The following is a 10,491-nucleotide window of genomic DNA, read 5'->3' as shown; positions in this document are numbered from 1 at the left end:
ATCGGATCCATGAGTATATCCGAACGCGACTATTGCTATTTCATCGACCACCGCAAATACAACCGCAATGTCGGTTGCCGCAAACATGACAATATGTACGGCATCAATGGCGGCGGCGGCGAACGGGACCGGTGGCGGGCCGACATGACCTTCTACCGCCATATGAAGGCCAATGGCGATCCGATGGCGCTGCCTGCGCTGCTCGCCTGCCTGACCTTCGGCTGGTTCTGCTGGAACTATCATCCGGGCAAGGGGCTGTGGCGCGGTCAGCTGTTGCGCCGCTTCGCCAAAGCGCCCAAGTGAGCGGCATGACAGACAGCAAGCATGTGAAGGTCGGCCCGATCAGTTTCGGCAACGACCTGCCCTTCGTCCTGATTTCCGGGCCCTGCCAGATCGAAAGTCGCGACCATGCGCTATTCATGGCGGAGGCTCTGGCGAAGGCGGCAGCGGCAGCGGGTGTGCCCTTCATTTTCAAGAGCAGCTTCGACAAGGCGAACCGGACTTCGGTATCGGGCCGGCGCGGCGTCGGCATCGATGCGGGGCTGGCGATCCTGGCCGAGGTAAAGGCGACACTGGGCTGCCCGGTGCTGACTGACATTCACGGCCCCGAACAGGTGGAAGCGGCGGCGCAGGCGGTCGATATCCTCCAGATTCCGGCCTTTCTCTGCCGCCAGACCGACCTGCTGATCGCAGCGGGGCGGACCGGCGCGGTCATCAACGTCAAGAAGGGCCAGTTCCTCGCCCCTTGGGATATGGCGGCGGTGGCGCAGAAGGTCGCCTCTACCGGAAACGAGCGCATATTGCTGACCGAGCGCGGCGCCAGCTTCGGCTATAACACGCTGGTCAGCGACATGCGGGCGCTGCCGACCATGGCGCAGACCGGCTATCCGGTCGTGTTCGATGCCACCCATTCGGTGCAGCAGCCCGGCGGCCTTGGCTCCGCCTCGGGCGGGCAGCGCGAATTTGCCCCCCTGCTCGCCCGCAGCGCGGTGGCGGCCGGGGTCGCGGCAATCTTTGCCGAAGCCCATGACGATCCCGACAATGCCCCGTCCGACGGCCCGGTGATGCTGCCGCTCGACTGGGTCGGGCCGATGCTGGAGAAGCTGGTCGCGATCGACGCGGTGGTGAAGGCCGGATAGGAAAATCCGGGCTTAACTTCGCACTTTTCCCGCACATTGCGACATATCGTTGCTTGGGTCTGATCCTATCGGAAAGTCAGGCCCGCGCATCACAGGTTCGAACATCGCAGAAAAGGCCCGTGTAGGACAGAGTTGTCAGGCCACATCCCTGTCAGGGCCGCGTCTGGCCCCGGCCGCGCACGATCCACTTGTAGGTGGTCAGCCCTTCCAACGCCACCGGGCCGCGCGCATGCAACCGGCCGGTCGAAATACCGATTTCCGCGCCCAGCCCGAACTCGCCGCCATCGGCGAACTGGGTGGAGGCGTTCCACATCACGATCGCGCTGTCGACGGCGTTCAGGAAATGCTCCGCCGTCGCTGCATCCTCGGTGATGATCGCATCGGTATGATGGCTGGCATGGGCGGCGATATGGGCGATCGCATCCGCCACGCCATCGACCAGCCGGACCGAGACGATCGCGTCGAGATATTCGGTATCCCAATCCTCTTCGCTCGCCGCCGTGACGCGCGCGTCCATCGCCTGCACCGCATCGTCGCCGCGCACGGCGCATCCGGCGTCCAGAAGCGCAGCGATCAGCGCCGGTGCCGCCCCATAGGCGCGGTCGATCAACACCGTTTCGGTCGAACCGCATACGCCGGTGCGGCGCATCTTGGCATTGACCACCAGCGCCTGCGCCATGGCAGGGTCCGCCGCGCCATCGACATAGCTGTGGTTGATGCCGTCCAGATGGGCGAGCACGGGCACCCGCGCTTCCTCCTGCACCCGCGCGACCAGGCTCTTGCCGCCGCGCGGCACGATCAGATCGACAAATTCCGACGCCTTGAGCAGCGCACCCACCGCCGCGCGATCGGTGGTGGGCACCAGTTGCACGACTTCGGCGGGCAGGCCGGCGGCGACGATGCCGTCCACGATGGCGGCATGAATCGCGCGATTGCTTTCCTTCGCCTCGCTGCCGCCGCGCAGGATCACGGCATTGCCCGCGCGCAGGCACAGGGCAGCGGCATCGGCCGTCACATTGGGGCGGCTTTCATAGATGATGCCGATCACGCCCAGAGGCACGCGCACCCGGCTGAGCTCCAGCCCGTTGGGCCGCACCGACGTGTCGATCACGCTGCCCAGCGGATTGGCGAGCGCCGCCACCTGATCGACCCCGTCGGCCGTGGCCGCGACGCGATCCTCGTTCAGCTTCAGCCGGTCGAGCATGGCGGGCGACAGGCCGTTAGCCATCGCATTGTCCATGTCGCGGGCATTGGCGGCGATGATCGCCGGCGCCTGATCCCGCAGCGCCTGCGCGGCGCGGCGCAGCGCGTCCGCCTTCTGCGCGTCGCTCGCCTGCGCGATGATCGCAGCGGCGCGGCGCGCACGAGCGCCCATCGTCGCGATCAGCATTTCGGGAGTCTGGGTCAGGTCGTTCATGGACACTCTCGGCCGAATTTGGCCGCGCCTTAGCATGAAAGCACGCCGTAACGAAAGGCGTGGACGCTCTGGAGCGTAACGGAAAGAGAGGAGAGTGCCGACGACCGAACCATGGGTCGCAATATGATCCGGTCGTCGGCAGGCAGAGCAAGTCCGCCCCGCCCCCCGTCTAGCGATTCGGTCGGTGCGCCACATACCCCAACCGGGGTAAGGACCAGAAAAATCCCATGCGATCAGTGGCTGATGAGGCCGACGATCCGGACAAGCTGCGATTCCCGGTTGCAGCCGGTCTTGTCATATATGCTGCGCAGCTGGACCTTGAGCGTTTCGACCGACACGCCCCGCGCCGTCGCGATATCCTTGCGAGACTGCCCCGCCGCCAGCCGGATGGCGATATCCGCCTCCGCCGGGGTCAGGCGGAAGGTGCAGGTCAGCAATTGCACATGGCGGTCGGTCGGCTCTCCCACCCGTGCGACGACGATCGCGCGCGGGGCGAAGGGCAGCGCCCAGGGCCGCACCGGCAGCGGGTGGAATTCCAGCATGATCGCCACGCCGCCGGCCTCGTCCGCCAGCGCCACCGGATCGGCAGTGCGGCCGGGCGGTTCGATGACGCTGCGCATCGCCCGAAGGATGGCGCGCGTCTCGTCCGCGCGGTCGCTCGCCAGCCAGCCGTCGCTGACATGGATGCGGCTGGTGGACAGCAATGTTTCGGCGCGCGGGGTCATCCCCCCGACCCGGCCAGTCGAATCGAGCAGCCAGCAGGCCCGGTCCATCGTCTCGAACGTGCCGGACAGAAGCGCAAAGCCCTGCTGTTCGATCGCCTGCTGCAACCGCACCGCGGACCGGGCATGGCCTGCTACCTGGGCGAAAATGTCGCGCTGTTCCTGGCTGGTCCGGCCATCCTTGCCGTTGCGCAGCAGCGCCAGCCCGACCATCTGGTCGGCATTGCCGATCAACCGGGTCTGGCAACCGTCGAAAATGTCGAAATCCGAACAGAGGTCGAGATAGTCATCCGATCGGAGCGTCGGGCGGGCCATGTCATAATGGGCCTCATGCACTACGGCCGGCCGATCCGGCAACCGGTCGGCGGCGATGCGAAAATTGAGATCGGGCTTGGCCTGGTCGATCGCCGCGCCCTTCGGCACGATGCTGGCGTCGATATCGCTGATCCAGTTGAAGCCCCAGGCGCCCGGCCCGAAGCCGATCATCTGGCCATGCCCCGATCCGGTCGCGCGGGCCATCGCCTGTATCGCCGCGTCCCATTTTTCCGGTTCCAGTGCGGCGGACAGGAACAGGTCCGCCCATTCCGCATCCGCCTTGGCGCGAGTCGCCATGCTTCATTCCCCCATGCCCTCAATTCGCCTGATCCAAAGGCGGGGGGAAGTCAAACGGGCACAGCAGCAGAGCCCTGAATCCAGCCCATATATTGATCTATATCAGGACAAATCAGGCCGCCTGGGCCAGTTCCTCCTCCCGCACCGCGCAAATCATGCGGCAGGGCGGGATGTTGCGCCATTCCAGCGCGTCGCTGACATTGTCGAAGAACGGCGCGAGGTGACGCAGGACATAGCGGGAATATTGGTAGATGAGGAAGGCGCCGCCGGGCCGCAGCGCCTTGCGCGTTTCGGCACAGATCATGTCGGCCACACCATCGGGCAGGGTCGAAAAAGGAATACCCGACAGCACATAGTCCGCCTGATAATAGCCCGCTTCCTTGATGAAGCGGCGCACATCGGCGGCCGAGCCATGGACGACGCGCAGACGCGGATCGTCAATCTCCGCCTCCAGATAGGCGACGAAATCGAGATTGAGGTCGATTGCCAGCAATGTGGCGTCGGCCGGCAACCGGTCGAGGATCGGCCGGGTAAAAGTACCGACGCCCGGCCCATATTCCACGAACAGCCGTGTCCCCTGCCAATCGACCTGATCCAGCATCCGATCCACCAGCGTCGCGGAGGACGGGATGACCGAACCGATCATGCCGGGATGCTTGACGAACTGGCGGAAGAACATGCCCCACTGGCTGAAAAAGCCGGGCTTCCCTGCGCCCGCCTTGGCCTTCTTGGTCTTCTTCAATGGAATGGAGGCCATCAACATCCGCCTGTGTGAATCATCCAGAACGCCTTGCAAATCCCGACCTTGCTGGCAAGCGGCTTTGCAACATGCCTGTCATGAACGCGGGCGGCGGCGGAAGGGTTCATTCTGTCCCCGGCCCACCACCGCCCGCTTCTCACACCGCAATCAATCCGCCCGATCGCGCGACCGCACCATGCCCGGCGCGATGAAGCCGATCGGATCGACCTGCATCGCCCGCTGTTTCAGCTGCGACTGGATCTGCTCATATTCGCGTTCCATCTCCGGCGTGACGGAGGCACGGGTGTCCTCCAGCGCAGCCTCGAAATGCGCCTGCCCGACCTTGTCGACCGACAGCGACTGGCGCAGCGCGAACAGGCCGGCGCGGCGGACCAGATCCTCCAGATCGGCGCCGGTGAACCGCTCGGTCTGCGCCGCCAGCCGGTCCAGATCGACATCGTCGGCCAGCGGCATCTTGCCGGTATGGATGCCCAATATGCGCCGCCGCCCCGCTTCGTCGGGGACCGGCACATAGATGAGCTCATCGAAGCGACCGGGCCGCAACAAGGCCGGGTCGATCAGCGTCGGCCGGTTGGTCGCGCCGATGACGACGACGGATTGCAATTCCTCCAGCCCGTCCATCTCGGCGAGGATGGTGTTCACCACCCGCTCCGTCACCGCCGGTTCGCCAAGGCCACCGCCGCGCGCGGGGACCAGACTGTCCAGTTCGTCGATGAAGATCACGGTCGGCGCCACCTGCCGCGCGCGGGCGAACAGGCGAGCAATCTGCTGCTCGCTCTCGCCATACCATTTGGACAGAAGGTCGCTCGACTTGGTGGCGATGAAATTGGCCTGCGCTTCCCGCGCGACCGCCTTTGCCAGCAGGGTCTTGCCGGTGCCGGGTGGGCCGTAGAGCAGAAAGCCCTTGGCCGGGCGAATGCCGATGCGGCGGAAGGCGTCGGGGTCTTTCAGCGGCAGTTCGACCCCTTCCTTCAGGCGCATCTGCGCATCGTCCAGCCCGCCAATATCGGCCCAGCCGATATTGGGCGCCTGCACCATCACTTCGCGCATGGCCGACGGCTGGACCCGCTTGATCGCGGACAGGAAATCCTCCCGCGTGACGGACAATTCCTCCAGCACGTCGGGCGGGATCGTCCCGTCCTCCAGGTTCAGGCGCGGCATGAAGCGGCGCACCGTCTCGATCGCCGCCTCGCGGGTCAGCGCGGCAAGGTCCGCGCCGACAAAGCCATAGGTCATGCGCGCCAGTTCGGCGAGGTCGACCTTGTCGCCCAGCGGCATGCCGCGGGTGTGGATGCCCAATATCTCGCGCCGCCCGCGCTCGTCGGGCACGCCGACGATAATCTCGCGGTCGAAGCGACCGGGCCGCCGCAGTGCCTCGTCAATCGCTTCGGGCCGGTTGGTGGCGGCGATCACCACCAGATTGGTGCGTGGCTCCAGCCCATCCATCAGCGTCAGCAGTTGCGCGACGAGCCGCTTTTCCGTCTCGCCGGTCACATTGCCGCGCTTGGGCGCGATCGAATCGATCTCGTCGATGAACAGGATCGACGGCGCGGACTTGGCCGCCGCCTCGAATATCTCACGCAGCTGCTTTTCGGACTCGCCATAGGCGGAGCCCATGATCTCCGGCCCGTTGATGAGGAAGAATTCGGCGTCCGATTCATTGGCGACCGCGCGGGCCAGCCTTGTCTTGCCGGTCCCCGGCGGGCCGTGCAGCAGCACGCCCTTGGGCGGATCGACGCCCAGCCGCGTGAACAATTCGGGATAGCGCAGCGGCAATTCCACCATCTCGCGCAACTGGTCGATCGCGTCCGCCATGCCGCCTACATCGTCATAGGTCACGTCGGCGCGGCGCGATTCGCGCGGCTCCTCATATTCGGCGCGCAGCTCGACTTCGGTTTCAGTGTCGATATGGACCATGCCCTTGGGCACGGTAGACACGACGACGAGGCGGATTTCCTGCAAGGCATAGGCCGGCGCTGCGAGCATCTGACGCAATTGCGGCGGCATGTCGTTCGGCGGCACCTGCTGCTGCCCGGCGGTGGCGACGACATCGCCGGCGGTCAGCGGCCGCTGGTAGAAGACCCGCTTCAGTGCATCGGGATTGCCCTGGAGCCGCAAATTATTTTGTGCGGGTGCGAACACGACCCGCTGGGCGGGGCGCGGTTCGACCTTCATGATCTGCACGAAGTCGCCCGATCCCACACCGGCATTGGCACGCTGCAACCCGTCGAGGCGGAGCACGTCGAGCCCTTCATCCTCCTTGTACGGGCGCACCACCCGCGCCGGCGTGGCGCGCTTGCCGACGATCTCTATGACGTCGCCCTCGGCCAGTTCCAATTGCGCCATCACGGTCAGCGGCAAGCGCGCCAGACCGCGCCCGGCATCTTCCGGCCGCGCATTGGCGACCTGAATGCGGCGCCCTTCCTGTTCCTGATCGGCCACGCATCATCCCCGTCTTTGTCGTTCCGTAACGATGTAGGAAACACCGGGGCGGGGAAAAAGGGGCAAGGCTTCGGACAGCGCGACCAAAAAAAAGGGCCGGTCGCAAGACCAGCCCTGAAAGTTTTTAGGAGAGGATGCCTGAAAGGCACTCCCTATGTGCAGTGCGGCATGATTTTTTGCAAGTGCGAAAAGAATCGCCGAGTTGCAAAAATTGCATCTTGCCATCCGGCCTATTTTCCTGCTCTGTAGGGAGAGGATGCTTGGACCCCGGTTCGCGCAGCGCACGACAATAATCAATGACGCGGCGCAGCGCACCGGCATAGACATTGACGAGATATGCGCAGATTGCCGCCCCTTACGGCCCTGGAGGCCTTTGTTCAGGTTGCCCGCCTGGGGTCCGTCAAGGCGGCTGCCGAGGAACTCGCGCTTTCGACTCCGGCGCTCAGCCGCCGCGTTCAGGCGCTGGAGCGCTTCATCGGCCGCCCCCTGTTCGACCGCAAGCATCAGGCGCTGGAGATCAATGCCGAAGGGCAGCGACTGCTAGACGACATCGCCCCCGCGCTCGATTCGCTCAGTCAGGCGCTGGAAAATATCCAGAGCGGGGGCAATCAGTTGCGCCTGCGACTGGCTGTCATGCCGCTGTTCGCGACCCAGCGGCTTTTCCCGCATCTGGGCAATCTGCGCAAACAGCATCCGCAGCTGCATATCGACATCGAAACCACGCCTCACGCCGTTGCGCGGCTGGGCGAAGGGCTGGATGCGGCGATCGTGCTGATGGCCAAGGATATCGATTCGGCCCTCTATGCGCATGAACTGGACCATGAGCAGGTCTATCTGATCGGTCGGCGCGAATTGCTGGAAGGGCCGCATGCCCTTACCTCGCCGGAGGAACTGGCGCAGCAGACCGTGCTGCTTCACCGCGACATGGCGCTGTCCTTCGACGCCTGGAAGGAAGCGGCGGGCCTGCCCGACCTGCAACCGCTGGCGGTGGACAATTATGATTCGGGCCAGCTGATGCTGGAGGCCGCCGCACAGGGGCTGGGCGTCGCGGTGATGCACGCCAGCCACTATGAACAATCGCATGATCCACGGCTGGTGCGGTTGTTCCCGATCCATGTCGATAGCCCCTATCGCTATTTCTTCGTCTGCCGCCCACGCGCGCTCCAGACCCGCGCCGTGCGCATTTTCCGCGACTGGCTGGTCAGCGCGGACATCTGAGAGACTGTTTGAGAATGCGCCATCCGGCGCATTCCGGCACCGGCCCTCTCCCCACCCGGCCACCCATAGAATATTGCCGTTGGGTGGCCGGGTGGGGGAGCGGGCTGGTGCCGTATCAGAAAGCGCTCTTTCGCGATTTCTCAAACAGTCTCTGACTCCGATTATTTCGCTGCCAGCCCCTTAACCTTGTTTCGCGCCGGCCGTTATGAAGGCCATGAACGGGGCACAACCATCTTCCGCGAGCCCACAACATGGGCTGACCGATCGTCTGGCACGTTGGGCCAGGGGGTTTTCCGGCAAATCCGAGGAGGGTGTCGTCGAAGACGAAGAAGAGCAGCGGCCGCGCAGCGGCACCGCCTCCAACCGCGAGATTAATCGCCGCAAACAGCTCTACAGCGACATTGGCGACTTTCTCTTCGCCCATGATCTCGATCTGACGCCGATCAACTTCAGCGTCGCGCTGGACTATCTGACCGGCGCAAATATCGGCGTCGAAAAGGCGATCAAAGCCGTGATGATGGAACGCGGCAAGATCACTAACAGCTGGATCGAAACGATCGCGGCAGAACAGCGCGCCGACGAAGTCACGCCCGAATCGCTGGCCTCCATGCTGGACAAGGTGGAGGAAAACCTCACCCAGTTTACGGGCCTGATGCATGAATCGCGCAACAGCGCCAAGGATTATGGCGCAGCATTGCAGGAACAGGCCAAGGATCTGGGCGAAGGCCGCGACAATGAGCCGGTACTGGCCCGTCTGGTCGGCCTGACCCGGTCGATGGTGGAAAAGACCCGCCAGGTCGAAAGCCAGCTGCGCGAGAACCAGAAACAGACGCAGGCGCTCAAGTCGAGCCTGGAAAATGCCCGCCGCGCCGCCGAACATGACCATCTGACCGGCCTGCCCAATCGCCGCGCCTTCGAAGGCGTGCTGCGCGAGGAAATGGAGCAGGCACAGGGCAATGGCGAAACGCTCTCGGTCGCCTTCTGCGACATCGACCATTTCAAGCATATCAACGACACCCATGGCCATGACACGGGCGACCGGGTACTGAAATTCGTCGCTGGCCTGCTGGCCAAGGCATCCAACGACCGCTGCCATGTGGCGCGGCATGGCGGCGAGGAATTCGTCATGCTGTTCCGCGGCAAGACGGCCGCCGAAGCCTGCGAAGTGGTGGACAGCGTGCGCGAGGATCTGGCCAATCGCAGCCTGGTCAACCGCACCAATGGCGAGCGGATGGACCGGGTCAGCTTTTCCGCCGGCGTCGCCAATGTACTGGCTTATGACGACCCGCGCGGCGCGCTCAAGGCCGCCGACCGCGCTCTCTACCTCGCCAAGGAACATGGCCGCAACCGCGTCTACCTCGCGGCCGAGGTAGATTGAACAACCCTAGTCCGTCATTGCGAGCGCAGCGAAGCAATCCATCTGACGCGACATGGATTGCTTCGCTGCGCTCGCAATGACGAAATTCCGATTTTACTCAGAAATCCGGCTTTTCATAATGGGCCGGCGGGGTGATGACCTCCATCCGCTCCGACAATAAGGGGCGGAAGGAGGGGCGCGATTTGAAGCCGGCATACCAGCGCCGGACCGGTTCATGCCCCTGCCAGTCGATCCCGCCCAGATAGTCGGCCACCGACAGATGCGCCGCCGCCGCGATGTCGGCCAGGCTCAGCGTCCCGCCCGCCATCCAACTGCGATGGTCGAGCAGATAGTCCATATAATCCATATGGACATTGGCGCGCTTCATCGCCTCGCGCAGGATGCGCGCATCGGGCGGCGCGCGCTCGATCAGCCTTTTCTTCATCCGCTCGTGCAGCAGCGGGCCGACCACATCGCCATAGAAATTCTGGTCGAAAAAGGCGGTAAGGCGTCGCACCTCGGCCCGCCCGGCGGCGGTGCCGGAGATCAGCGGCACTTTTTCCACCGTCTCCTCGAAATATTCGCAGATCGCCTGGCTGTCGATCAGCGTCACGCCCTTTTCCGCATCCGCCATCACCGGCGTGGTCCCGGCCGGGTTCAGATCCAGAAACTCGTCGCGCATCGCCCAGGGCGATTCACGCACCAGGTCGTAGCCGATCCCCTTCTCACCCAGGAGAAGCCGGACCTTGCGGGAAAAGGGGCAGAGCGGGAATTGATAGAGCAACCACATAGACGATCCCTGTTAGGCGCGGGCGCGCGCCGGG

Annotated in this window: 9 protein-coding genes; 4 read left to right on the top strand and 5 right to left on the bottom strand. The window is 64.4% G+C overall.

The window, feature by feature from the left end; genetic code table 11:
- Nucleotides 1-9 precede the first annotated feature (9 nt).
- Together ACNHGR_RS15670 and kdsA are read left to right on the top strand one after the other, a co-directional pair.
- Nucleotides 10-303: a hypothetical protein gene (locus ACNHGR_RS15670; protein WP_184269145.1), complete on the top strand. Its 294-nt coding sequence runs from the start codon at nt 10-12 to the stop codon at nt 301-303.
- A gap of 5 nt (nt 304-308) precedes the next feature.
- A complete protein-coding gene (kdsA, locus tag ACNHGR_RS15665) occupies nt 309-1,139 on the top strand; it encodes a 3-deoxy-8-phosphooctulonate synthase (protein ID WP_184269143.1) in 831 nt (276 codons plus the stop codon).
- A gap of 151 nt (nt 1,140-1,290) precedes the next feature.
- Here the strand turns inward: kdsA and ACNHGR_RS15660 are convergent, their stop codons facing one another.
- The 4 genes from ACNHGR_RS15660 to ACNHGR_RS15645 all read right to left on the bottom strand — a co-directional run bounded on the left by ACNHGR_RS15660 (nt 1,291) and on the right by ACNHGR_RS15645 (nt 7,092).
- Nucleotides 1,291-2,556 (bottom strand): glutamate-5-semialdehyde dehydrogenase, encoded by a 1,266-nt coding sequence (locus tag ACNHGR_RS15660; RefSeq protein ID WP_475287295.1) that lies wholly within the window; start codon nt 2,554-2,556, stop codon nt 1,291-1,293.
- Between the two features lie 233 nt (nt 2,557-2,789).
- A complete protein-coding gene (locus ACNHGR_RS15655) occupies nt 2,790-3,890 on the bottom strand; it encodes a helix-turn-helix transcriptional regulator (protein ID WP_475287293.1) in 1,101 nt (366 codons plus the stop codon).
- Between the two features lie 112 nt (nt 3,891-4,002).
- Nucleotides 4,003-4,647, bottom strand: a complete 645-nt coding sequence (locus ACNHGR_RS15650; RefSeq protein ID WP_184269137.1) for a methyltransferase domain-containing protein — start codon at nt 4,645-4,647, stop codon at nt 4,003-4,005.
- Nucleotides 4,648-4,797: 150 nt separating this feature from the next.
- Nucleotides 4,798-7,092 carry a CDC48 family AAA ATPase gene (locus ACNHGR_RS15645; RefSeq protein WP_475287290.1) on the bottom strand — a complete coding sequence of 765 codons (2,295 nt, stop codon included), beginning with the start codon at nt 7,090-7,092 and terminating at the stop codon, nt 4,798-4,800.
- A gap of 336 nt (nt 7,093-7,428) precedes the next feature.
- On the opposite strand from ACNHGR_RS15645, the gene ACNHGR_RS15640 reads away from it, so the two are divergent.
- Both ACNHGR_RS15640 and ACNHGR_RS15635 read left to right on the top strand, forming a co-directional pair.
- Nucleotides 7,429-8,310 (top strand): LysR substrate-binding domain-containing protein, encoded by an 882-nt coding sequence (locus ACNHGR_RS15640; RefSeq protein ID WP_184269133.1) that lies wholly within the window; start codon nt 7,429-7,431, stop codon nt 8,308-8,310.
- Nucleotides 8,311-8,524: 214 nt separating this feature from the next.
- Complete coding sequence (locus tag ACNHGR_RS15635) at nt 8,525-9,688, top strand: GGDEF domain-containing protein (RefSeq protein ID WP_184269131.1); 1,164 nt, start codon at nt 8,525-8,527, stop codon at nt 9,686-9,688.
- A gap of 97 nt (nt 9,689-9,785) precedes the next feature.
- Here the strand turns inward: ACNHGR_RS15635 and ACNHGR_RS15630 are convergent, their stop codons facing one another.
- Complete coding sequence (locus ACNHGR_RS15630; protein ID WP_056692359.1) at nt 9,786-10,457, bottom strand: glutathione S-transferase family protein; 672 nt, start codon at nt 10,455-10,457, stop codon at nt 9,786-9,788.
- Nucleotides 10,458-10,491: the final 34 nt, after the last annotated feature.

This window comes from Sphingobium sp. RS1 (assembly GCF_056156825.1).
Note: the sequence above shows the minus strand (reverse complement) of the source record. Positions and strands in the feature narration are given on the sequence as shown.

Excerpts from the sequence above, each read along its gene's own strand:
- ACNHGR_RS15650 (WP_184269137.1), bottom strand. The coding sequence starts at position 4,647 with ATGGCCTCCATTCCATTGAAGAAGACCAAGAAGGCCAAGGCGGGCGCA.
- ACNHGR_RS15635 (WP_184269131.1), top strand. The coding sequence starts at position 8,525 with ATGAACGGGGCACAACCATCTTCCGCGAGCCCACAACATGGGCTGACC.
- ACNHGR_RS15640 (WP_184269133.1), top strand. The coding sequence starts at position 7,429 with ATGCGCAGATTGCCGCCCCTTACGGCCCTGGAGGCCTTTGTTCAGGTT.
- ACNHGR_RS15655 (WP_475287293.1), bottom strand. The coding sequence starts at position 3,890 with ATGGCGACTCGCGCCAAGGCGGATGCGGAATGGGCGGACCTGTTCCTG.
- kdsA (WP_184269143.1), top strand. The coding sequence starts at position 309 with ATGACAGACAGCAAGCATGTGAAGGTCGGCCCGATCAGTTTCGGCAAC.
- ACNHGR_RS15660 (WP_475287295.1), bottom strand. The coding sequence starts at position 2,556 with ATGAACGACCTGACCCAGACTCCCGAAATGCTGATCGCGACGATGGGC.
- ACNHGR_RS15670 (WP_184269145.1), top strand. The coding sequence starts at position 10 with ATGAGTATATCCGAACGCGACTATTGCTATTTCATCGACCACCGCAAA.
- ACNHGR_RS15630 (WP_056692359.1), bottom strand. The coding sequence starts at position 10,457 with ATGTGGTTGCTCTATCAATTCCCGCTCTGCCCCTTTTCCCGCAAGGTC.